The 24,204-nt window shown below is 45.1% G+C and carries 21 protein-coding genes and 1 other annotated feature; of the genes, 3 read left to right on the top strand and 18 right to left on the bottom strand.

The features are described 5' to 3' along the window. Positions 1-36: 36 nt before the first annotated feature. The 9 genes from BLQ36_RS04285 to BLQ36_RS04245 all read right to left on the bottom strand — a co-directional run bounded on the left by BLQ36_RS04285 (position 37) and on the right by BLQ36_RS04245 (position 8,427). Entirely contained in the window at positions 37-1,494 is a 1,458-nt protein-coding gene (locus tag BLQ36_RS04285; protein ID WP_033170098.1) for a nicotinate phosphoribosyltransferase, read from the bottom strand. A gap of 155 nt (positions 1,495-1,649) precedes the next feature. Then, positions 1,650-2,714, bottom strand: a complete 1,065-nt coding sequence (locus tag BLQ36_RS04280; protein WP_033170097.1) for a DHH family phosphoesterase — start codon at positions 2,712-2,714, stop codon at positions 1,650-1,652. Between the two features lie 2 nt (positions 2,715-2,716). Beyond that, the gene (locus BLQ36_RS04275; RefSeq protein ID WP_074514134.1) at positions 2,717-3,139 is read right to left on the bottom strand and encodes a UPF0158 family protein; all 423 of its coding nucleotides are present in this window, start codon (positions 3,137-3,139) and stop codon (positions 2,717-2,719) included. An 89-nt stretch (positions 3,140-3,228) separates the two neighbouring features. Beyond that, positions 3,229-4,125, bottom strand: coding sequence for a prephenate dehydrogenase (locus BLQ36_RS04270; protein WP_074514133.1), 897 nt, complete (start codon positions 4,123-4,125; stop codon positions 3,229-3,231). Continuing rightward, positions 4,122-5,135 (bottom strand): 3-deoxy-7-phosphoheptulonate synthase, encoded by a 1,014-nt coding sequence (aroF, locus tag BLQ36_RS04265; RefSeq protein WP_074514132.1) that lies wholly within the window; start codon positions 5,133-5,135, stop codon positions 4,122-4,124. Before aroF ends, BLQ36_RS04270 begins: the two co-directional genes overlap by 4 nt. A gap of 81 nt (positions 5,136-5,216) precedes the next feature. Further along, positions 5,217-5,448, bottom strand: a binding site (T-box leader). Positions 5,449-5,546: 98 nt separating this feature from the next. Next, the gene (locus tag BLQ36_RS04260) at positions 5,547-5,999 is read right to left on the bottom strand and encodes an N-acetyltransferase (RefSeq protein WP_033170094.1); all 453 of its coding nucleotides are present in this window, start codon (positions 5,997-5,999) and stop codon (positions 5,547-5,549) included. Positions 6,000-6,022: 23 nt separating this feature from the next. Beyond that, on the bottom strand, positions 6,023-6,658 hold the full coding sequence (gene nth / locus BLQ36_RS04255; RefSeq protein WP_033170093.1) for an endonuclease III: 636 nt from the start codon (positions 6,656-6,658) through the stop codon (positions 6,023-6,025). 60 nt (positions 6,659-6,718) lie between these two features. After that, entirely contained in the window at positions 6,719-8,080 is a 1,362-nt protein-coding gene (locus BLQ36_RS04250) for a PFL family protein (protein WP_033170092.1), read from the bottom strand. A 77-nt stretch (positions 8,081-8,157) separates the two neighbouring features. Next, the gene (locus BLQ36_RS04245; RefSeq protein WP_033170091.1) at positions 8,158-8,427 is read right to left on the bottom strand and encodes an ACT domain-containing protein; all 270 of its coding nucleotides are present in this window, start codon (positions 8,425-8,427) and stop codon (positions 8,158-8,160) included. A 236-nt stretch (positions 8,428-8,663) separates the two neighbouring features. On the opposite strand from BLQ36_RS04245, the gene dat reads away from it, so the two are divergent. After that, the gene (dat, locus tag BLQ36_RS04240) at positions 8,664-9,521 is read left to right on the top strand and encodes a D-amino-acid transaminase (protein ID WP_074514131.1); all 858 of its coding nucleotides are present in this window, start codon (positions 8,664-8,666) and stop codon (positions 9,519-9,521) included. 88 nt (positions 9,522-9,609) lie between these two features. Here the strand turns inward: dat and BLQ36_RS04235 are convergent, their stop codons facing one another. The 3 genes from BLQ36_RS04235 to BLQ36_RS04225 all read right to left on the bottom strand — a co-directional run bounded on the left by BLQ36_RS04235 (position 9,610) and on the right by BLQ36_RS04225 (position 12,306). Next, complete coding sequence (locus tag BLQ36_RS04235; protein ID WP_180364830.1) at positions 9,610-10,086, bottom strand: CAP domain-containing protein; 477 nt, start codon at positions 10,084-10,086, stop codon at positions 9,610-9,612. 93 nt (positions 10,087-10,179) lie between these two features. Further along, on the bottom strand, positions 10,180-11,532 hold the full coding sequence (locus tag BLQ36_RS04230; protein WP_074514180.1) for a nucleoside recognition domain-containing protein: 1,353 nt from the start codon (positions 11,530-11,532) through the stop codon (positions 10,180-10,182). 162 nt (positions 11,533-11,694) lie between these two features. Further along, positions 11,695-12,306: a hypothetical protein gene (locus BLQ36_RS04225; RefSeq protein WP_074514129.1), complete on the bottom strand. Its 612-nt coding sequence runs from the start codon at positions 12,304-12,306 to the stop codon at positions 11,695-11,697. 381 nt (positions 12,307-12,687) lie between these two features. On the opposite strand from BLQ36_RS04225, the gene BLQ36_RS04220 reads away from it, so the two are divergent. Next, positions 12,688-14,076: a pyruvate carboxylase subunit B gene (locus tag BLQ36_RS04220; RefSeq protein WP_074514128.1), complete on the top strand. Its 1,389-nt coding sequence runs from the start codon at positions 12,688-12,690 to the stop codon at positions 14,074-14,076. Positions 14,077-14,316: 240 nt separating this feature from the next. Then, entirely contained in the window at positions 14,317-15,732 is a 1,416-nt protein-coding gene (locus BLQ36_RS04215; RefSeq protein ID WP_074514127.1) for an alanine/glycine:cation symporter family protein, read from the top strand. A gap of 142 nt (positions 15,733-15,874) precedes the next feature. On the opposite strand, the gene BLQ36_RS04210 is transcribed toward BLQ36_RS04215, so the two are convergent. From BLQ36_RS04210 to BLQ36_RS04190, 6 genes are read right to left on the bottom strand one after another with little or no spacing between them, the layout of a single operon-like run. Next, on the bottom strand, positions 15,875-16,423 hold the full coding sequence (locus tag BLQ36_RS04210) for a hypothetical protein (RefSeq protein WP_074514126.1): 549 nt from the start codon (positions 16,421-16,423) through the stop codon (positions 15,875-15,877). Between the two features lie 2 nt (positions 16,424-16,425). After that, positions 16,426-18,444 carry an AAA family ATPase gene (locus BLQ36_RS04205; protein ID WP_074514125.1) on the bottom strand — a complete coding sequence of 673 codons (2,019 nt, stop codon included), beginning with the start codon at positions 18,442-18,444 and terminating at the stop codon, positions 16,426-16,428. Continuing rightward, positions 18,434-18,604 (bottom strand): hypothetical protein, encoded by a 171-nt coding sequence (locus tag BLQ36_RS13375; RefSeq protein ID WP_180364829.1) that lies wholly within the window; start codon positions 18,602-18,604, stop codon positions 18,434-18,436. The genes BLQ36_RS04205 and BLQ36_RS13375 overlap by 11 nt, the downstream gene beginning before the upstream one ends. Beyond that, complete coding sequence (locus tag BLQ36_RS04200; RefSeq protein ID WP_074514124.1) at positions 18,601-20,799, bottom strand: DEAD/DEAH box helicase family protein; 2,199 nt, start codon at positions 20,797-20,799, stop codon at positions 18,601-18,603. The genes BLQ36_RS13375 and BLQ36_RS04200 overlap by 4 nt, the downstream gene beginning before the upstream one ends. A 17-nt stretch (positions 20,800-20,816) precedes the next feature. After that, positions 20,817-23,015, bottom strand: a complete 2,199-nt coding sequence (locus BLQ36_RS04195; RefSeq protein ID WP_180364828.1) for a DUF262 domain-containing protein — start codon at positions 23,013-23,015, stop codon at positions 20,817-20,819. Between the two features lie 50 nt (positions 23,016-23,065). Continuing rightward, positions 23,066-24,202: an aminotransferase class V-fold PLP-dependent enzyme gene (locus BLQ36_RS04190; RefSeq protein ID WP_074514122.1), complete on the bottom strand. Its 1,137-nt coding sequence runs from the start codon at positions 24,200-24,202 to the stop codon at positions 23,066-23,068. Positions 24,203-24,204: the final 2 nt, after the last annotated feature.

The raw sequence follows: 24,204 nt of genomic DNA, 5'->3' as shown, positions 1-24,204 counted from the left end.
ATCTTGTCACCGTCTTGGCTTACCTGTCAGCCAGGCTCAGGCGTGCTCTTCGCGCGTCTTAGACAACAGCTCCATCTTGAGCTCGTAGTAAGCCGGCGTCATATCGAGATAATGGCGGTGCGGATTTTCGAAGCGCTGCTCCTCTTCCCAAATCTCGTTGTCGAGCTGTTGCTTGACATACGTGCGGATTTCGTCAAGCGTCGGCAGCTCTTCCGTGCGCTTGCCCTGACGCACATAGAGCTTGCGCAGATTTTTGATGGTGCAGCCTTCAAAGGTACGGTTCTTCCACGGCTTGACTGGGTCGACATAACGGAACGGCTCCGAAAGATCGATAGGTTCCCCGCACACCGCCAGCATATCAGCCACCGCATGACCATCGGCATCATAGACGCGATAGAGATCTTTAAGGCCCGGATTCGTGATTTTCTCGATATTTTCCGAAACCTTGATGCGCGGTGCAAATTCCCCATTCTCGCCCACGGCAGCCAGCTTGTACACCGCACCGAATACCGGCTCGGATTTAGCCGTAATCAGGCGTTCGCCGATACCGAAGCTGTCGATGCAGGCCCCCTGATTCAAAAGCGACGTAACCGTAAATTCATCGAGGCTGTTCGAGACGACAATCTTGCAGTCTTCCAAACCGGCATTATCGAGCATCTTGCGCACGCGTTTGGACAGGTACGCCAAATCGCCCGAATCGATGCGAATGCCGACGAGGCGCTTGCCCATAGGCTCCAAGACCTCATGCGCCACGCGGATGGCATTCGGGATGCCCGAATGGATAACATCATAGGTATCTACGAGCAGCACCGTTGCATCCGGATAAGTCTCCGCATATTTCTTGAAAGCCGTATACTCATCCTTATAGAACATAACCCAGCTGTGCGCCATCGTGCCCGAAATCGGAATGTTGAACATCTGACCTGCCGATACCGTCGCCGTGCCGACCACACCACCGATATAAGCCGCACGGGCTCCATAGGTTGCCGCATCCATGTTATGTGCCCGACGCGCGCCAAAGTCCGATACTGCCCGGCCATCGGCCGCTTTTACAATGCGGCGGGCTTTCGTCGCAATCAAAGACTGATGATTGATTTGCGCGAGAATTGCCGTTTCGACCAGCTGCGCATCGATAAGCGGAGCCACTACCGTGATGCATGGTTCATTCGGATACATGATCGTGCCTTCCGGCAGAGCATAAATATCGCCGGAGAAATGGAAGTTTTCCAAATACTGCAGGAACGCTTCCGAGAAGATATGCTGCTGACGGAAGTATTCCACATCTTCTTTCGAAAATTCCATGTTTTCCACGTACTCGATGATTTGCTCCAAGCCAGCAAAAATCGCAAAGCCGCCCTTGTCGGGATTGGCGCGATAAAATACGTCAAATGCCACCTGTACGTCTTTATCATGATCCTGGAAATAGCCATTCGCCATGGTCATTTCATAAAAATCCATCATCATGGAAATGTTTCGTTTATCAAACTGTGTCAAAAAAGACACCTCCTGTTTGGGCACATGCCAATACACCTGCCGCGTCTAAAAAAATCATACAATCGTAATTATATCATTTTGAACAGGTTCTGGCAAAAATTCACACAAAAACAGCGCAAGCCCTGCAGCCTGCGCTGTTTCTTATTCTCCAGGTATCAATACTGCATATAACGTTCCAGTTCCGTGCGGATTGCCGGCTCGACATCACGCTTGCGGTCTGCATTATTCTTGAGGACCGCATGATTCGCATCCGCCCCAGCAAAGGCTTTTTTCGCTACGGACTCAGCCATATCCCCCGTATACAAGAGTTCCGCTGCGCCCGTGCTACGGTTTTTGAGCACGAGGAAATAGAGTATTCCAGTTTTGCGGCCAGGAATCTTATTCATATATGCCAGCATGCGCTCCTTCATCTGGGCAAACTCTTCGTCATTGAGGCATTCCAACTGACTGATGGTCATCGCCCAATCTTTTACGGCGTAGTCCTTGCAATCCGTCTCAAAGATTTCCTTGTCACTCATGCCCTCATGGGTAAACGCCGCTTTTTCCAATGCCTTATGGAACCCGTTAATGTCCTCGACCCCAGCCTTTCCCTTGAGCTCTTCATAGGCCTGACGATCCAGCGCCGTCACATTGCTTCCCTGTAAATTATCGGTTGCTGACATTACCCCGGCAAACAAAACACCCGCGATTGCCTTTGGCATATCGACACCAGTTTCCTTGAAGGAAAGATACACGATAGAAGAAGTCGCCGCCGTCGGGATATTTCGCGAATAAACCAAGCCATCGGATTGCAAGCCCCCCAAGTTATGGCGGTCAATGACCTCCACGATGCGGGCTTTTTTCATGCCATTTATGGCTGCCCCATAGCTGCTGTGATCCACGAGAATGACCTGCTGGCCTGTCGCATCGTTCATAACAGCCGGCTGCGGAAGGTGGAAATACTCCAGCATATAGCTCATATCGCGATTCAGTGGTGCTGCCACCCGCGGTTCTGTCGCCATTCCTAGCTTCGATTTGAGATAGGCATACCCGATGGTCGCTCCCACCGAATCCATATTCTGGCTTTCCGGGCCAATAACACAAGTCGTCTTATTCTGGTAATCCACACCGGAATAAAGTTTCGTGTAATCTACCGCAGCCGCCATGGCCTGCAGGGGAATCGCCACGCAGGAAGCTGCCAGCATTACCGCCACAACCTTCGAAAGAGACTTCTTTTGCATCGTCACCGCTCCTTATCTTCATACTCCAGCTGATTTTCCTCGCACCAGTCACGGGCAATCTCTACCAGCCGTTCGTCAAGGTAGTCTTCCCAAGCCTTTTTTAATAACAGATGTTTTACCTGATGATAAAATCGGGCCACTGCCCCTGGCCCTTTCAATGCCTCCAGCAGGCGTTCCTTGGTCTCCTCCCGCTTGCAGGTTTCGGCAAAGCCTTGCATGATAGCTGGCAGGTCGTCATCGATAACATTTGGCACCGGAATATAATGTTCCCAGTCATCCTCAATGTCAAAGACATGATCGAGCGCTTCTTCCTCTCCCATATCCTCGTCGAGCAGGATGACCTTGCCCTGTGCAATATCGACATAGCTTTGCCGCACATCGGATTCCCGCATGGCCGCCGCCAGTTCTTTCAGTTTAACTTTCATATCATTGCCTCCGTTTTTGCATTCTTTTTTATTGTACACGGTTTCCTGGAAAAAGAAAAGCCTTCCCCTTACGGGAAAGACTTTATCGGTTAATTCGTATCGAATTTTTGGGCAGCATTTTGGAGCAAGCTGTCACGCCGCTGTTTCGATGCGACAAAATAATCATGCACCGCCTGACGGTCGTGATTTTCACAGGCCGTAATGACCTCACCGAGAATATTCTGCAGTTGTTTGAGATTGGTCACGATAGCCTCTCCATTGGTCATGCAGATGTCTGCCCACATATCCGCATTCGACGAGGCGATACGCGTCGTATCCTTGAACCCGCCGCCAATCAGTTTGATACAGGAATCCAAATCTCCTCCGGTACGATTCAAAAGCGTTACCAGTGCTGCTGCCGTCACGTGAGGCACATGACTGATAACCGATGCACAGCGGTCATGCTTGGCAATATCCATCGTCGTGAAGTTTGCCCCGGTATGCCGAAGCACACGCATGAGCTTTTCGTGCGCTTCTTTTGGTGCTCCCGTATCCTCCACAATCACATAAGCCTTGCCGACAAAGAGATCTTTCTGCGCCGCCGTGACCCCACTTTTTTCTCGTCCGGTCATCGGATGTCCGGCGATGTAATACACATCCTCCGGCAGGATTTTCTGTAAATGCTGCCAGATATATTGTTTCGTACTGCCAGCATCCGTCAGGATTGCTCCCTTTTTCAGATAGGGCAGGATTTTCTCTACCATCGGCACAATCTGCAAAACAGGCGGACTCAAAAAGACAATATCCGCATCCTTGACTACTGTCTCAATATCCGCATCGGCATAGTCAACGGCGCCAAGCTTCACCGCGTTATCCATTGAAGCCTTCGTACGGCAAAGACCGGTTATGTAGATGTTTTCTCCCATCTTCTCCTTTAAGCAAAGGCCCAAAGAACCGCCGATAAGGCCCACGCCGATGATGGCAAGATTCACCCGCTCTTCACTCATAATTTCCGGCCCATGACTTCCGCAATCTTACCCAAGTCTTCCATCAGGCGGTTGAAGTTTTTCGGCGTAAGACTCTGATCGCCATCGGAAAGGGCAACTTCCGGATGCGGATGAACTTCGATGATAAGACCGTCACAACCTGCGGCTACCGCTGCCCGCGCCATCGGTTTGACCATCTGCCAACGCCCCGTGCCATGGCTCGGATCTACGATAATCGGCAAATGAGAAAGCTCCTTGATGGCGGCTACCGCACTGAGGTCGAGGGTATTGCGGGTAAACGTCTCATACGTACGGATACCACGCTCACAGAAGATGACGTTCTCATTGCCTCCGGCCATGATGTACTCGGCAGCATTGAGCCACTCACTAATCGTTGCCGACAAACCGCGTTTGAGCATAACCGGCTTCTTAGCATGTCCCAGTGCCTTTAACAGCTGGAAATTCTGCATATTGCGGGCACCGACCTGATAAACATCGGCGTATTTGCCAACCAGTTCAATATCATCCTTATCGACAATCTCCGTTACTACTTTAAGTCCTACCTCATCTGCTACCTGACGCAGCATTTTAAGGCCATCTTCCGCGAGCCCCTGGAAATCATACGGGCTCGTGCGCGGCTTGAATGCACCGCCACGAAGGAACTGTGCGCCACCAGCCTTTACCGCTTTAGCGGCCTCGCGCAGCTGCTCCAAGCTCTCCACCGAGCAAGGGCCAGCCATAACGACGATTTCCTCGCCACCGATTTTTACGCCATCGACATCAACAACGGAATCTTCCGGATGCCAGGTACGGCTGACCAATTTATATTTTTCGGTAATACGGACGGTTTTCTCCACACCCTCCATCATGTTCATCTCGAGACCAGCGATTTTCTTCTTGTCGCCGATAACGCCGACAATCGTAACTTCCTCACCAGTTGAAACATGAACCTTAAGGCCTGCTGCCTCTACTTTATGAATAACTTTATCAAGGTTTTCTTTCGTTGCGTTTGGGCTCATTACAATAATCATATTCCTTCCCTCCAAATAGTTTTGTGATGCACGCTGGCAAATGATCTCGCGAAAAATGAAAATAGAAAAAGCCCGCCCCTCTACAGGGACGAGCTGATATACCCGTGGTACCACCCTGCTTGCCGATGCAAGCCTCTCTATTCGGATACTGACATATCCTAGCCTATGATAACGGTGGCATCCGGCGCGGCCTACTAAAAGGTTCAGCCTGCTGCTCGGGAGTGTATTTCCATCGCGTCCTTCACGACGTCACACCACCCCGCCGCTCTCTTAGGAAGTCCTGCGATTTACTTCTCTCCGTCCATGCATTTCACTTGTTGCTTAATAATATATCAAGATAGCGCCACAATGTCAATAGTTTTTTGCAAACGATTTGTAAAGCTATTCCATCAGTGAAACACATTTATTTCATCACTCCCGAATCATCGCGATTTCATCACAATTGGGGAATTTCGGACAATCGATACATTCCTTCCAAACCTTGTGCGGAAGTTCTTCCTTGGTGATGGTACGGAACCCTAAGGTCTGAAAAAACCCCGGCTTATACGTCAGGGTAAAGAACTTCTCCACGCCTAAGGCTTTTCCTTCGTCAATGAGACGCGTCACAATCTCGGCACCGATTCCCTGACGGGTCATCTTGGGCGATACCGCCATGGTACGGATTTCGGCCAGACGGTCCCAAATCAAGTGCAGGCCACCAACGCCCACAATCTCCCCCTCATCATTTTCCGCGATCACCATATCACGCAGTGTCTCATAGAGCGTATTTCGCGAACGAGCCAACATCACGCCATCGGTCGCGTAATCCGACACCAGCGCATAGATTGCCTCGACATCATCAAATGTTGCTTTACGGTATTTCACTCAATCATCTCATTTCCGAAAATTCATTCTGCCATCACACTGGGGCAGACATCAGCCAACGGACATGTTCCGCAAAGTGGCTTTCGCGCCTTGCAAATTTTACGGCCATGCCAAATAAGCCAATGATGGGCATCCGACCACTTCTCGCGCGGAATTACCCGTTGTAGTTCTTTTTCTACCTCTAAAGGCGTTGTCCCAACAGCCAGTTTCAACCGATTGCTGATGCGGAACACATGCGTGTCCACCGCAATCGCCGGATGATGAAACGCTACACTCATGACAACATTCGCCGTCTTGCGCCCAACGCCCGGCAAAGATTCCAAATCCGCAAAGGAATCCGGCACCTGCCCGCCATATTTCTCGCAGAGAATCCGGCAAGCCGCCAAAATATTCTTCGCCTTATTGCGGAAAAGGCCGCAGTCGCGAATCTCTTCTTCGAGCTGCGCCAATCCCATCTCCAGGATTGCCTCCGGCGTCGCCGCCTTCTGAAACAAGCGGGCGGTCGTCACGTTGACTCGTTTATCCGTGCATTGTGCCGACAAAATCACCGCGATCAAAAGTTCAAAAGCATTGGAAAACACCAATTCCGGCTTGGCCCCACGATAGGTTTCTTCCAAAATGGCGAGCTGTTCTTCCTTGATTTTTTTCGTTACCCGCATATTCACACCTTCTTGTCCGCCGAATAAAGAAGCCTTCCCCGCAGGGAAGGCTATATAATTTTAGTTCGTCAAGCTTCGGATTGGCGCCGGGATTCTGCCGCCGCGGGCAATGAACGCATCCGAACTGTACTGGTTCCGAACCGGTACAATCGGGCAGTAGCCCAAAAGACCGCCGTACTCAACCATATCTCCAACTTTCGCGCCTGGAACCGGGATGACGCGAACGGCCGTCGTCTTGTTGTTGATCATGCCGATTGCAGCCTCATCGGCAATGATGCCGGAAATCGTAGCCGCCGAAGTGTCGCCTTCAATCGCGATCATGTCGAGGCCTACCGAGCATACGCAAGTCATAGCCTCAAGCTTCTCAATCGAGAGACTGCCAGATTTAATGGCTGCAATCATGCCCTCATCCTCACTGACCGGGATGAACGCACCAGAAAGGCCACCGACATGGCTCGATGCCATAAGACCGCCCTTCTTGACCGCATCATTAAGAAGAGCCAATGCTGCCGTCGTGCCCGGAGCGCCGCAGCTTTCGATGCCCATCTCTTCGATAATACGCGCCACACTGTCACCGACGGCTGGCGTCGGTGCCAAAGACAAATCGATGATGCCAAACGGAACGCCAAGGCGTTTCGACGCTTCACGAGCCACCAGCTGACCAACACGCGTGATCTTGAACGCCGTCTTCTTTATCGTCTCGGCAACTTCCGTGAAATCTGCACCTTTAAGACCTTCCAGCGCGTGTTTTACAACGCCCGGACCGCTGACGCCAACGCTTACTACCTTATCCGCCTCACTGACACCATGGAAAGCACCAGCCATAAACGGATTATCGCCAGGTGCATTGCAGAATACTACGAGCTTCGCACAACCCAAAGCCTGCGTATCACGCGTGAGTTCAGCCGTACGCTTGATAACCTCACCCATTTCACGGACGCAATCCATATTGATACCCGTCTTCGTCGAGCCGAGGTTCACCGAAGAGCAAACGAGATCCGTAGACGCCAACGCCTGGGGAATCGAATTGATAAGCACGCGGTCACCATGCGTAAAGCCCTTCTCCACCAGTGCCGAAAAACCGCCGATGAAATTTACGCCAACAGCTTTTGCCGCCCGATCCATCGCCTCTGCCACCGGAACATAAGAATCCGTCTTGCAGGCATCTGCTGCAATGGCAATCGGCGTTACCGAAATGCGTTTGTGAATAATAGGGATTCCGTATTCGGCCTCGATATCTTCGCCAGTCTTTACCAAAAACTCTGCTGACTTCGTAATCTTGTCATAGACGTTCTGGCAAAACTGGTTGATATTCGGATGCGCACAATCGCGGAGTGAAATCCCCATCGTAATCGTACGTACGTCGAGCTTATTCTCCGTTATCATGGCATTGGTTTCTAAAATGTCATCTATTGTTATCACAGGTTCAAAATCCTCCTAAACGGTCAAATCTGACTTGTCAATTGACAATTGACTTTTGACATCTGACTTTTGACATGTCAAATATTATGCATGACGTTAAAAATATCCTCATGCTGTGCCTTAATATCTACGTTGATTTCCTGTCCGCGCTCCTTGAGCGTCTTCTGCAGGTCCACCAGCTTGATTTTACTCTCGCTGATTTCAGCAATCAAAATCATGTTGAAGAAGCCATCCATGATGTTCTGATTGATAGACAGAATATTGACATTGTTCTCGGCGAGGATTTGACTAACCATCGCGATGATACCGACACGGTCTTTACCAACGACTGTCACTACAAGTTTCATTTACACATTTCTCCTTCTTATTCCAACTTCTACTTGTTATTGTGTAAACCATAGAACAATGTGTCAACACAAATCATCTTCTTCATTATATCAAGGTAAGCCGCAAAAACCAATAGCCATGCGAAAATTCTTTCGAAAAAAACATGTCATATGTCCTAACTTTAACAATTGTCTTTGGCAAAACAGGAGCAGTCGCGCTATAATAAAAAAAGCAATTATTGATTGGAGGATTTTCTATGGACTATGGATTTTTTAACGGCCAATTTATCTCCCTTGACTCGGCATCGGTAAACCTCGAAGACCGCGGCTACCAGTTTGGCGATGGCATCTACGAGGTCACCCGGGTCTACAACGGCAAATGCTTTGCCTTAGACCGTCATCTGGCCCGCTGCCGCCGTTCCATGCGCGAACTGCGCATCCCCATCACCTACATGGACGAAGAACTCACCGCCATCCACTACGACCTCATCCAGAAAAGCGGCATCAAAAACGGTGCTATCTATTTCCAGTTTACCCGTGGCACCGCCAAACGCACCCATGCTTTCCCGGACCAGGTCATCCCCAATCTCTCCATGACCATCCACGAATCGACCCCCAATACTGCTCAGCAGGAAACCGGCATGCGCTGCATTACTTGTGAAGACATCCGCTGGCTTCGCTGCGATATCAAGAGCCTCAACCTCCTCGGCAACGTCCTTGCCAAACAAGCCGCCCACGACAAAGGCGTCGACGGAACCATCCAGTTCCGCAAGGACAAAAACCTCATCACCGAAGGCTCCAGCAGCAACTTCTTCATCGTAAAAGACGGCTTGATTTGGACCCATCCAACAGATAACTACATCTTAAAAGGCGTCACCCGCTCTATTTTAATGGAAGAAATCATCCCCAAACTCGGCTACACCGTCGTCGAAAAAGCCTTTACCCCAGAATTTGCCCTGACCGCTGACGAAGCCTTCGCCACCAGTACCAGCCTCGAAGTCACCCCCGTCATCGAAATCGACGGCCAAAAAATCGGCAGTGGCGCCCCTGGCCCAGTAGCAAAAGCCCTGCTTGAAGAATATCAAAATCTCGTACAAAAAGAATGCTTCTCCTGATGAAACAGACATTTTCTCCGTAAATCCCCTATAAAAACACATAAACAAAGGCCTTTCGATAAAAATCGAAAGGCCTTTGTCTTGTATTCTATCCACGAAACAGCTGTACCCAGTAATGCCGGTACTCTTCGCCCTCCCGATAGAGATAGCCGACTCCCAGCTCCCGAAAATCGGGATTCAGTATATTTGCACGATGGCCGGGGCTGCTGAGCCAACAGTCCATAACGTCTTCCGGCGTTGGCTGTCCGGCGGCGATATTTTCGCCTATGGTCCTCTTTTGCTCCGCAATCACGGAAAAACAAGGCTCCCCATTTGGGCGCGTATGGGAAAAAACTTCCGTTAGTTCCTCAGCCCGCAGGACTGCGGCAGCCGTCAAATCAGAAGCCATCACCAAAGGAGTCAAGCCCTGTTTTTCCCGTTCCTGATTCACCAAAGATAGCACTCCATAAGCGAAGTCTTCTATCTCACACTCCGAATCCGAATCGCAACCAGCGGCTTGCAGACATCCAACCTGCAGGACAAGCCAAACACCTGTCAACAGGATAATTCGCAATAGTATGTTCATATCCATCCCCCGCCTTTTCCAACATCATTGCTCCACTATATTCTACAGCTTTTCTTGAAAATCCTGTTGGCGCGCCAGGAATAGGCGAAAAAATCACAACAGCTTCGTCACCATGACAAACAAAGGAATAGCAATAATCGTGCGTTCCAAGAAAATGAGGAACAACTTTTTGAAGTCAAGTCCGACGCCTGATTTTACGATGATACTGCCTACTTCAGTCAAATAGATAATCTGTACCAGAGAAAGACCGGCCACGAGGAACCGCGTAGTTTCGGGCAAATCCGGGCTGGTAATCAAGGCGGGGATAAACATATCGATAAAACCCACCAAGGTTGCTGGTGCAATCTGAAATGCCCCTTCAATTCCCATAAGGCTCATATAAGCCCCCATAGGATAGGAAATCCACTGCATGATGCTCGTCTCATTGACCAGCAGCGTGCCAATGGTTCCCCAGGCGATAACGATAGGAATGAGATCCAGCACGATACCGATTGTCATTTTACCACCGGCCTTTAAGGCTTCGGCAAGACGGAATTTTGCAGCTCGTCCCAACGCCTCAGTCCACGCCCAACGAACGAGCGAAGCATCTTTAGGCACTTCTTCGTTGATTTTCTTTTCCCCATGAAACGTATCCGGAATGGATTTCAACGGACGAATGCGAACACCAATTGCCGCCAATATCAGACCGATAATCGTAACCGAACCGTAAAGCAGCAGAAAATGGGACGTGACGTGAAGGGTCTCCGCTACCACCATGCAGAAGGGAATCGACACCAAGGAGAAATTCGTCATAATCGATGCGGCCTCTCGTTTGCTATAGAACCCGCTATTGTACTGATTTCCCGTGATCAGCACCGCCGTGTTGGAGGATGCCAGCCAAGAAGCGATAAGGTCCACGGACGCCCGGCCTGGAACATGAAACAACGGACGAATCAAGGGTTTCAGCAAAATCCCCGTAAATTCCATAATGCCGCAATCCGTCAAAAAAGGCAACACAAAACTCAACGTCACGGCCAATGCCACCAACGTCTGAGAAAGTCCCACCATGCTTTCGCCTACATCCGCACTGCGAACTGCTTCGGGGCCGACGCCTAACACCACGCACAGGGTAACGAACAGGGCCACCAACCGCGTTACCATATAGGGCTTAGAGACAAATAAGAGCTCGGATAGCCATTCATATTTCCGCACAAAAGCTGGCTTCCAGAACTGCCCCACTAACGCCCCGACTGAAGAAAAAACTACGATTGCCGTCAGCAGCCATGGCAGATTCGCCTGGATGGCCTTGTCCAACATTTCCGTCAGCACCGACAAGGTCGTGTTGAAATCGCTTTGACCACCGCTCACTGGGAACAGAAACATAAAACAGCCAAAGCCCGAGCAAAGCAAAAATTTTACCGTTTCCTTCCAAGAATATTTCCTTTTTTGTGCTTGTTCTTTTTCCATCGCACCTTCCATCCTTGTACCTTCTTTCATAAAATAAGCAACGACATTTCACGATGTTACCTGTTTTATGAAATGTCGTTGCGTTTTATTCATGTGCAGTAATTATTATACAGCATTATTTATTTTTTGCAAGAAAAACTGTATGATTATGCAATTTCTCCGTTATTTTTTCGGTGCAGCCTTAGTTTCCTGTCCAGCAGGTGTCTTAGGCGGCTGGGCGGCTTTAGTTGCAGGAACTGTTTTCTCTTGTTTTTCCGGCACAACGGCCTTTTCTGCCTTGCCATTTTTCGCTGCTTCCTGTTTTCCCTTTGCCTTCGCTTCAGCAGCAGCTGCTGCATCAGCCGCAGCCTGTTCCTGTGCCTGGACTTGCTCCTCGTAAGAGGTTAAACAGTCCTCTACTGTCTTCTTCAACTCTTTGGCATTACTGCCATATCCGCCAAGGTCATTCATGTTAATCGCTGACAGGTAATCGCTAGCCACCTGAAGCTTATTGATATCACCATTGCCCAGATAGACCCGGTAAGCAATCTCTGCGGACACATAGCCATAAAGATTATAGCCAAGGCTTTTCTGGCCTTCGTCTTCAAACAAGGACAGATATACCCGGGCCGATTGGTAATCGTCCTCTGCCAGCATCGCCTTACCTTTCTCCAAGTTCTCAGCCAGCAACCGCTCCCGCGAAATCTTGACCAATCCAAACAAAACGACTCCACCCAGCAACAGTAAAATCAATATGCCAGCAATAATAGCCTTAACCTTTATCATACGAAACATTATGCAGTCTTCCTATCTATATATATTTAAAAATCTAACCCTATTGATTATACAGGACAACGCTCATTTTTTCAAAACTATTTCCAGTAATACGATAATCTTCCTTTATCCTCCGCCCTACAATCAATAATAACTATATCATAACAATTGCAAATAACGATTCAAATTAGTTATAGAATGGGAAAATAATCACGTTTTCCATTGACAAAGAACATTTTAGTACCTATACTATTCTTGAGATGATAATTATGGCTGATTCATGAAAATTCTAGTTTTTATGCGGCTTCGAAGTTGTTTTTCCGGCTAAGTTTTCACTGTTTTTGCTAAAATCATCCATAAGCTAGGCTTATGAGTTAATAATTTTGAGGAGAGTGTTTCATTATGGCAAAGAACCCAGTTCAGATTATGGAGACAGTCCTTCGTGATGGTCATCAGTCTTTGTGTGCAACGCGCATGCGCATCGAAGATATGCTCCCGCAACTGGAAGCATTAGATGCTGTCGGTTATAAAGCACTGGAAGCCTGGGGCGGTGCAACGTTTGATACGTGCCTGCGTTTCCTTGGGGAGGATCCCTGGGAACGCCTTGATACGTTGAAAGCCAACCTCAACACACCGATTCAGATGCTTCTTCGCGGCCAGAACCTTTTGGGCTACAATCACTACTCCAATGACGTTGTGGAAAAATTTGTCCAGAAAGCTTCCGAGCACGGTGTCGGCGTATTCCGCATTTTCGATGCCTTGAACGATGTCCGCAACCTCAAAGTTGCCATCAATGCAGCACTCAATTGTCCGGAAAAACCAGAGGTACAGGGCTGCCTCGTCTACACCATCAGCCCGGTTCATACCAACGAAAAGTTCGTCGAACTCGCCAAAGAGCTTCAAGATATGGGTTGCCATTCCGTCTGCATCAAGGATATGTCCGGCCTGCTAAAGCCCTATGTAGCAGAAGACCTCGTCAAGAAGCTCAAGGCTGCCCTCGACATCCCGGTTGAGCTCCATACCCACTGCACGTCCGGTTTCGGTCATGCCACGTACCTCAAGGCAATCGAGGCTGGTGTCGACATCATCGATACGGCCCTTGCCCCCTTCTCCTCGGATACGTCCCAGCCATGCACGGAAACCATGGTTCGCGCCCTTGAGGGAACGGAATACGACACGGGGATTGACGTTCAGAAACTCACACCGATTTCCAAACACTTCCTCTCCGTCAAGAAACGCATCATTGAGGAATTCAACCTCAAGGGGTATTTCGATATCAATCCGAACGTCCTCGACTTCCAGATTCCGGGCGGCATGCTCTCGAATCTTGCCAACCAGCTCAAAGAAGCCGGCATGGAAGACAAATATCAAGAACTTCTCGATGAGATGCCACGAGTTCGCAAAGACTTGGGATATCCGCCGCTTGTCACGCCGTCCTCCCAGATTGTCGGCACCATGGCTACCTTCAACGTCATGAGCGGTCAGCGCTATAAGATGGTTCCGAAAGAATTCAAGGATCTGGCCCGGGGCAAATTCGGCCGCACGCCGGTTGCCGTTGACCGCGACTTCCTCACGAAGACGCTTGGTATCGCTCCAGAGGACATCATCGAAGATTGCTCCGTCGAAGACGCTAAGGCAAAAACCTTCGCTGAGTTCGAAGCCGAACTCAAAGAGAAGGGCTATTTAAATCCGTCTGAGGAGGACGTCCTCTCCTACGCACTGTTCCCACAGGTCGCAGAAGAGTTCTTCCAGAATCACTACCAGAAAATCACGGCTTACAAGAAAGCCTGAAAATACTTGGCACCTCCTGTTATCCTATAAGTCAACAGTCCCGCGATTTTGCGGGGCTGTTTTTTGTATACAAACTAACACAAACTTGACAGTTACTAATCCTTGCCGATATAATAGATATGTAAAAATTATTATATTTAAGGCAATGGCGCCTTTTGCGACTATCCGGTACATGGGTGACGTGTGCTTTTCTTGTGGTAGGAACAAAAGGCTTATTTTATTGGAAAAGAGGTATTATTCATGGATCTATTAAACACTGTTGTCAATGAAGTCAACAACGTCCTCTGGTCGTATGTACTCATTGCGGTACTCGTCGGCTGCGGCCTCTGGTTCACGCTCTCGACGAAATTCGTCCAGCTGCGCATGCTGCCGGAGATGATTCGCCTGCTGACCGAAGGTATCGGCAAGAAAACGGAAGGCAAGGCCATAAGCTCCTTCCAAGCTTTCTGTGTCAGCACGGCCTCCCGTGTCGGTGTCGGCAACATTGCTGGTGTGGCTATTGCAATCGTTACCGGCGGCCCGGGTGCCGTCTTCTGGATGTGGGTCATCGCTTTCATCGGCTGCGCTACAGGCTTTGTAGAGAGCACCCTCGCCCAGATTTACAAACTGCCCCGGGGCAATAATGCCTACCATGGCGGTCCGGCTTACTACATCCAGAACGCACTCAAGCAGCCTGGCGTTGCTAAGCTCTTTGCCGTTCTGATTGCTGTGACCTTTGGCCTCATCTACAACTCGGTACAGGCCAACACGATCGCCCTGTCGGTCAAGAGCGCCTTTGGCGTCGAGCCGGTCATCACGGCAACCATCCTCTGCGTGCTCACGGCGCTCGTCATCTTCGGCGGCGTCACGCGTATCGCCAAATTCACCGAGTTCCTTGTACCGATCATGGCTGGCCTCTACATCCTGACGGCCATCGTCATCATCATCCTCAACATCGGCATGGTACCGGATATGTTCGCCCTGATCCTCCACGATGCCTTCTCCCCGCAGGCTGCTGTCGGCGGCGGTCTCGGCTCGGCTATCCTTACGGGTGTCAAACGCGGCCTGTTCTCCAACGAGGCCGGTGAAGGTTCCGTCCCGAACGCTGCCGCTACCGCTGATGTCACGCATCCGGTCAAGCAGGGTCTTGTGCAGGCCTTCGGCGTCTACGTCGATACCTGGCTCGTCTGCTCGGCTACGGCTTTCATCGTCCTTCTGACCGGTCAGTACACCATTGGCGGCGAAGTCACGGGCGTCGCCCTCGCGCAGGCATCCCTGGCCAGCATCTTCGGCTCCCTTGCCCCGATCGCTGTTTCCTTCATGATCATGATGTTTGCCTTCAGCTCCATCTGCGGCAACTACTACTACGGCGAAATCAACATCGCCTTCTTCGAGGGCAAGAGCAAGCGCTTCATGACGCTGTTCCGCCTCTTCGTTGTCGCCATGATCTTCTTCGGCAGCGTAGCTGAACTTTCGCTGGTCTGGAACCTGGCTGACCTCTTCATGGGCTTCCTGTGCCTGACGAATCTCTACGCCGTCGCCCGCCTGGCCAAACGCGTCAGCATCACGCTGAGCGACTACGTCGACCAGAAACGCCGCGGCATCGAAGAACCAGTCTTCGACCCGGCCATCCTCGGCGACGAAACCGGCATCCATGCCTGGGGTGTTGATAAATAATCATTTCCTATAGACAAAACGGCAGAGCTATCTAGTTCGATAGCTCTGCCGTTTTTGGTCTTCCTATCACAATAATCTTCACGACAATTGACAAGTCATTTTTTGACATGTCAACCGTCCTCCCACCTAACCATTAATTTTATTAAATTTTAGTTTCGTTACACAACGCATCTATACGCTCCATTGAAAATTTACTTCCAAACATCTCCTTACATGTCAAAAGGAATTCTGCTACACCTCTGACATCCTCATCTAAACTATCTTTCCCTTCGACAAGTTCTTCGTACAAGACCTCTATGCCGCCTAATAAATACTGATTAAACACTTTATCCCCGTAGACTCTTTTTTCTGGTTGCCGATCATACCTAAAGGCTCTGTTAATACGTTCATCTACCGATACTTTATCTTGATCATGCAACAACATTATTAGACGATAATTCTGTATAAGATTCTTCTGAATTTTAAGAACCTGCTCAAGAAAAATGGTATTATCTGTAATCTCCTTATCATGTTCTACTTGCCCTAAACGATTAAATAAGAATCCCACGACTGGTGCAACTTTCAACACTTCGATATTCGAGGAAAAAATCGTCGTCCGTTGCATTTTGCTTTCCCCCATCTTTTTAGAAGGGGCTAAGTGTCGTAAATAATCTGCATGTTTACCCGAAAACGTCATCTGCTTATCAAACATTATCACGCTCTCCTTTCGATATGACTACATACTTTGCTATCAGCTATCAAAGTCCATTTCGTCCCAATTCTATCTGCTAAATGCTGTTCTGCCAATTCACCATCCGTATCTTTTATAAAAATGACAACCTGTTCTGCTATTCTAGGCAGCTCGTTGCAAATTTTATGAATTCTATTTTTATCAAAAGAAGATAACGGCGCATCCATAACTAACGGATATCCATCTATAACATCCATATCCTCATCGGAATATTCTTCACTACGCTGAATATATTTCTTCTTCGCCAACTCAATTAATCCTGCAATAAACGCAAAAATAATCGCATAGCTCTGTGCAGTATTCTGCTCAAGATTTGTTCCATCAAATTGTCCTGAAGGATCTATAACATCTGTGGTTATAGTATAATTATCTGCAACATTAATTTGAATACCGCCATCATAAATATCCTCGAAAATCCTATTAATCTCATCTTGAAGCAGCTTTCTCGTTTCCACTTCTCTTACTTTATAATAGTCTAACAACTTATCATAAACAGATCGAGCATAAGACAAGTATACTAAATTTGTCCGATTTCTTTGATCTTCAATCAGCAATTCATTACGCTTATTTATTGCTGTTTTTAACTGATAATCTACCTTTCCCTTCTGGCTATTAAGTTTTGCAAACTCATTTCCCGCATCTAATTTCAATTTTTTAAACCGACTAATCTGATTATTGAGGCTCTCGATTTTGTCTTGACTTGGAATATTCCGATCAATCATACTCAGCTTGTCTTCCAAATCAGAAATTTGTGCTTCATCACGCCGCTCATCTTTCAACAATTCTTCTAATTCTATTTCTACATTTTCAACCCTAGCTACCTGTTCTTGAAGATCAGCTGCAAGCTGAGACGCAATTGTAGACACACTATATGGAGGGAGCATCTGCAACATTTTTTCTAAATGTTTCTTTTTTTCATAGTCATTATTCAAATCAGCTCCACATATACACATCCCACGGTCTAACAAAAACTGAACTGCATCTGCATGAAGCGCAGGTATTCCTGAATCTAACGCTCCAGCATTTTTTATGACCGTCAAGGCTTGTTCCACAACATACTTAGAGCACAACGCTTGAGCATTTTCAGCAAACTTATGTATGTAACGCTCTGCATGTTGCTTTTTATTATTATGATATTGATTCAAATTCAATGTATATTTCCGAACTTCATTACTACGGTCAATACCCTCCCTCATTTCATTTTTCTTATTTTCAGCCCTTGTTAAATCTCGCTGAAAACGTTCTGCCTCTTCTTTTACACCTTGTATTTGTTCCTGAAGAGTTTTCACATCGTCGTTAAACTTGTTTATCTGCTCAGTAAGTTCTTCTATCTTATTATTACCACCAGCCCCAACATCTTGAAAAAACTTTCCCATTACTGTACGTTTAAGACTCTCCGGCCCAAAATGAGTTATTGCATTCAAAGCAGCATCCAGACCCACAAGCCCTTTTACAGCATCTTGGAATTCTTCACTTTTCTTTTCATCTAACAATGTGCGACTCATTGCTTCAATTCGTTCCCCATCAAAGAAAAAGAATCTTGCCAACGATTCTGGCAACAACGTCTTCATCTGGACATACGCCTCATCCTTGCTTAAACTTCTCCATTCTCCCAAATCATCTTGTTCGCGCATTATAAAACCATCATTAATTAATTTTAAACGTCCATTTTTCTTCTCTAATATCTGATACCGTGCCACCCTATAGACCTTGCCATTATGCTCAATTATCAATTCGACTCTAACTTTTCCTTCCTCACCAGATATCATCGAATCTTTAACCTCACGATTTATAAGCTCTGCCACCTTAAAGTCATGCGCACCATATAAGCACCACCGAAAAGCCTGTTCCAACGTAGTTTTCCCTGAACCATTTTCTCCCATTATCACACTGACATTTTTCTCACTATCAGTAGAGAACGTTAATGTATGCTCTCCCTTGAATTGACGAAAATTCTTTAAATATATACTTTTAATCTTCATTGGTAACAAGCTCCTTTGTATATTCTTTTATTGTCTTAATATGTTTCTTTACCAATTCTGAAGCACTGTACTTTTCCGTTCTCAAATTTCGCGTCTCATCATATATAACTCGCATCATGATACGATCCACAATTTTTTCGTTTACCTCAATCTCTTTCATACTAGCTCCTCCCAAATACTTTCATTACCCACATCAAAATCATATAATTCATAAGCATCAATGAGTTCACTGTATATTTCATCCGCTTCATGTTTATTTTTAGCTAACCGTTCAAATTCGAGCAATCGACACAATTCTTTCTTAACTAATGATATATCACCAGCACGCACGTCGGCATCTAAATACGGAACATCTTCAACCGCATGTGGCAGAGTAATAAAATCATAAATCACAGCAAACTTTTTTCCTGGATATAATCGTAGTACACGCCCACGTCGTTGAATATACTCCTTAGGATTCATAGTACTTGCTAAAATGAATGCTGTTTGTATTTGTGGAACATTAACCCCTTCATCAAGACACTTTATAGCTACTAGAGCTTGAATCTCTCCTTCAGCAAAAGAACGCAGTCTCAATTCCCTCTCTTCTGCACTCTCTTTCGAGGTAAATTGCGCAGTACGCATATCATAATCAATATTCAACATGCGAGAAATATAGTCTATTTGTCTGATATCATCATGAATCGATATATCTCCATCCTGTTCGACTAAACGAGTCGCACCACAATAAACCAACATATTGTTTTTATCTTTATATCCATCCTCTATTAAAACTCTTAGTTTACTAATTTTATCAACCGCCCCCGATACCACTCTAGCACGTTTAATTGCTAGTCTTTTCCCAAGTTCGTTTAAAGTTAGTTTGCCGTTTATCTTTATCAAACAGGACATCATTTTCTTGGTTAATTCTTGGTATAACTTGTATTCCTCTTCCGATAACGAGGTCACTATAGGATAATAATAATATGGTGTTAATTTTTCCTCCTGGATCGCTCGTCCCAGAGTATACTCGATACATTTCTCTCCAAAAAAACTTTTTATTGCCATTGTCCCGTCATCATCTTGATATCGTTCCAGTGTAGCCGATAATGCTAATCTATATTCATAATTTACAGACAATGTCTTTCGCAAGTGTTCTGCCCCAATATTATGCGCCTCATCAACTACCAACAGCACATGTTCTCCTCTAGTTTTTCCTAAAACCTCTTGAATAGCTCTTGAAGCGAAAGTTTTATTTGTGCAAAGGAAACACAAGCGTTTTTTTATTCCCATCCTAAAATCAAATATGTCGGATGCCAGTCTTCGCTTATAATCTTTATTTTTAGAGCCACTGTAACCCACTATCGGATTTACTCCGAATTTTCGCACATCACCTGCCCATTGTTCCACTAGATGTTGATAGGGACAAACAATAATTATAGCAAGTTTCTCTACATTCTCACATAAACGCGCAACAGCTGCTAAACCAGTAAATGTTTTCCCAGTCCCTGTTGCCATATCAAAAATTCCACAATAGTTATTATTCTGCCAATTATCAATAGCCTCTAATTGATAGTCATATAAACGAAGCCATTCCGGCTTTACAAACGAAAGATTGTCGTCCTCACCATCTCTATCATAATCAGCCTTAGGTTCGGCCACCTCATCATAGACACGATCTCTTTCTTTTTGAAGACAATAACAATCCGTTTGATATTTCTTTATAAACAAATCTTTTACTTCTGGAAATTTAAAGACATTTACTTTATCTTCTTGATCTTCCCACAGGCGATTGAATGCTTCGACTTTACTCATAACTCGTTCTTCATCAGCGTTTTTCCACGAGCAAAACACGTCAAATGATTCATAGTTATTTTCGACCGCATTACTACTCTCATTCATAGAACCAGAAAATGCTACTATATTTCCTTCTGCATCAGTGATAATTCCCACTTTTTCATGATACATACCACTTCCATTGGTTAGCATAGGCTCAACGATTTCAAAATCTAATCGGCCTTCTGCAATTAAACATGCTAACAAATTCAAACGATCCCTGGTCTTAAAGTCTTCATAGTCTCTCAATTCTCGCACAACAGCATTTTTTATGATTACATCTCTGTTTTCATACCCTAGCCTTATAGCTTCAATATCTTCATCAGATAATCTTGGCGATGCTAAGATCTGAATATACCCACCGTTTTGATATAATTCATACAAACCATCTGTAATCATAGCAAGTATGGAAGACGAAAAAAAGCCCACGGCTCTCTTATATGATATCGCCTGTTTCAATGCAGGGACATAAAATTCATTAGCAATATTATCTTTAAGAGTTCGATATTCAGATTTTAAAGGTATATCTCTCAAGCTCATTATGCTATCCCTCATCACTATTCGGCATGTTTCAGAAAATCGAGTTCATCTTTCATCTCATTGCTTAATAATTTAAATCTATTTGTTAATACCCTTCGATAATATTTGTCATCATCTTCATTTTTCTTTTTCACTAAAGAATCAGAACTGGGTATAAAATGTTCACTTGCACTATAGCCATTAATATCCTTCATATAAGAATCTATTTTATCTTTACTTATCCGATTATTTGCCTCAGCCGTTATGTAAGTTCTGTTTAACGGTGAATTTAAAATAAACTTTTTATTTTGTCTTAAATATCTTTCAGAATCACTATATCTAATCATCTTATCTTGACAAAGAGGAATTAAATGATGATCCTGCAAATCAATTATATAGCTAACATTATTATAAGAAACTGCAGTTTTCCTCGATGCTTCCCAAGCACGCAAATGAATTGATGTATGCTTCTGGAAGTCAAGTGGATTTCGACTAAGAATATACGCTAACACACCTTGGTGCATAGCTTCATTCCAAGAATCTTCACTTTCTCCTAAAAAGGTTGATAAATCCGAATATCCTTTTTGTCCAAAAATCTTATCAATACGTTCATCAAATATATTTATATTACTATTATCGACAAAATCGAATAATTTTTTCACATCTTCTGCACTTCTATTATTTTGATTTGCAGAAAAAGCCCCACTAAACAAAGATGACCAATACCAGCATTCTATTCTGTCTATTACAACATTGTCATTCCATTTATTATCATCAAGAAAAATACACGCTATCGGTATAATCATCAATCTATATGATAAATTTTTTATTGATATTAATCCACATCTATACTGCAGAAACATATATGCTTTTTTCAAGGCATCGACTACATTATCAACATTAGAAAAAATCTCTTCAGATGTAATCTGTAGGATCTTATTCTGCTTTAAATCATCAGACGATATTTTGAAATATTGTTTATTATCTTTCGGTAAACTATCAATTTTCTTTTTTGCTGCCAACATTGAAATAAAAGCATTCTTAAAATTCGCATTTATTTCATTATCTTTAATAAGTTTCATATCTTCAGCTATGTTTATGCTACCTTTTATATTTGGCGTTAAAGATTCTGGAATAGCTATTTTTTCGTTAAGTCGCTTAATAATACGTGCAGTTAAAGACTCATGCATTTTATTACCAGCTGCAGCTCTTGCAACCACTAAATCAAAGACAGATAATCTTGTCCCCGAAGCGTTCATATTCTCAAAAATAGTAACTGCACGTCCAATTTCTGCAGTATCCAACTCGATAAAATAAATATTTTGTCCAACTGTATCTAATATCATTTTATTCATCGCGTTAGTCCAATTCGATTCTAAAGCATCCCATGCTTCTGCGGAATCCGCTTTATATACGGACCGCAATTCCCCCACAAATATTTCATCCACGGTTCTTTTTTCTTCATTTATTTCAGCCTTCAATTTTTCCACTCTATCTTTTGCAATTTTAGATATAGTCGATGTAGCTTTAAATCTATTCTTCTCATCCGCATTTTCATCATTATAAAATTTATACAATGGAATCATATATTCGTCTGCCGACCGTTTTTTACATTCATATTGAGGGGTATCTATATTATCAGAATAAACAAAAGCTGGATGCCACCATTTCAACTTATCCTTACCTTTAACATCTCCTTTTATTATTTTCCTACATTCTATATAATCGATTATATCTCCAGGCTCTAATTTATCTAAAGACTTTGGCGTTGACAATTTTTCTATTCCGAAGACATCGCTGTATTCCCCATTATCATCAAAACGCTTATTAGGTTTTAGATTTAAAAACCAACGATATTTCAATTTATTATCTATATTATCAAATACACTCTCCCAATCTCCATTGCAGTTGCTATAGACATCAGAAAAAATATTTTTTAACGTTGATAAGCGTTGTTGTCCATCCAACAAAAACGTGCATTTATTATCTCCCGGTAAGGCATCATTTACCTCCTTGTTTTTAACGCATAATCTCTTGTACCCAAAATCTTTTCTTTTTCCTTCCAAAAGCAATAGACTTGTTAACGGTATCCTCGTTAAAAAAGTAGCAGCCAATGCTTTTTGTTGCTCTATTTTCCATACAAATTCACGTTGAAAATCCGGCAAAACTAAATCGCCCATTATTTCACTTCTTAGCAATTCATTAAATGTTTTTTTATTGTTTGAATTAACCCCCACAATAATGCCTCCCACTATATCGTTAAAAGCTATTAGCCAATAACTATTGCTCATAAATTACTTTCGATATAATTTAACGATTCTGTTAATCGTAATAAATCCTCATCATTAGTATATATCCCAACACTTGTGCGTATAGAACCGGCGGGATATGTGCCCAAAAATTTATGCGCTAACGGTGCACAATGTAGACCTGTTCTTAGGTCAACTCCTAATTTTGCAAATATTTGCGCTGCACTATCACTGCTAATTCCATCTATGGTAAAAGAAACTACACCAACATAATCCAAACTCTTGTTAATCCCTACTAGCCTTACAAAATCATATTTACTTAGAACATTCAATAGCCGCTTTCTGTTTTCTTGTTCTTTCCGATGGTACTCCGTTATTTTCTTTTCTTTCAATTCCATCAATGCCGCATGTAATCCCGCGATAGCCATCATATTCGGGGTTCCCATTTCGTATCGGGCTGGTATATCTTCAGGCATATCTTGATTTGCAGAATCAACTCCTGTACCGCCAAACAAAACCGTAGGCAATTCGACAGCAGGATTCATTAAAAATCCCGATACGCCTGTTGGCCCGTATAGCGTTTTGTGTCCTGCAAATACAGCAAAATCACATTTTGCTTTTGCTATATCCAAATCCACGAGCCCAGCTGTTTGAGCCATGTCCACCACAGTGATAGCCGCATACTTTTTGGCTAAAGCAAACACTTCTGCCACTGGTGTTATTACCCCGATAACATTGCTAGCATGAGACATGATGACTAAATCAGGATGAGAGTCTGCGAACTGATAGCCGATACGTTCCAAATCAAAAGAGCAATCTTTATTTACGGCTAAGATTTGTACATTTATCTTATCAGCATAGGCATGCAAAACCCGAGTCACTGCGTTATGCTCAAAAGGCGTGATATAAACATTTTTCACCGGCTGCTTCATTAAGCCTTGTATTATCATATTTAATGCTAAGGTTGCCGTTGGCGTAAAAATCACTTCATGTTGGGATGTATGCAGTAATTCCTTGAGCAACTGTCTGGTATCTGCTACCAACGCCCCTGCAGATTTCATTTCCTTACCACCACGCCCTAGGCTCCCCGCATTGTTCCGATAAAATTCATCCATTGCTTTATAAACTGCTGCCGGTTTAGGATAGGTCGTAGCAGCATTGTTGAAATATACCATGC

Origin of the sequence: Selenomonas sp. WCT3, from assembly GCA_900100835.1 — a bacterium.
Lineage (GTDB): Bacteria > Bacillota > Negativicutes > Selenomonadales > Selenomonadaceae > Selenomonas_A > Selenomonas_A ruminantium_E.
The sequence above is the reverse complement of the archived record's forward strand: the minus strand, read 5'-3'. Positions and strand labels throughout refer to the sequence as shown.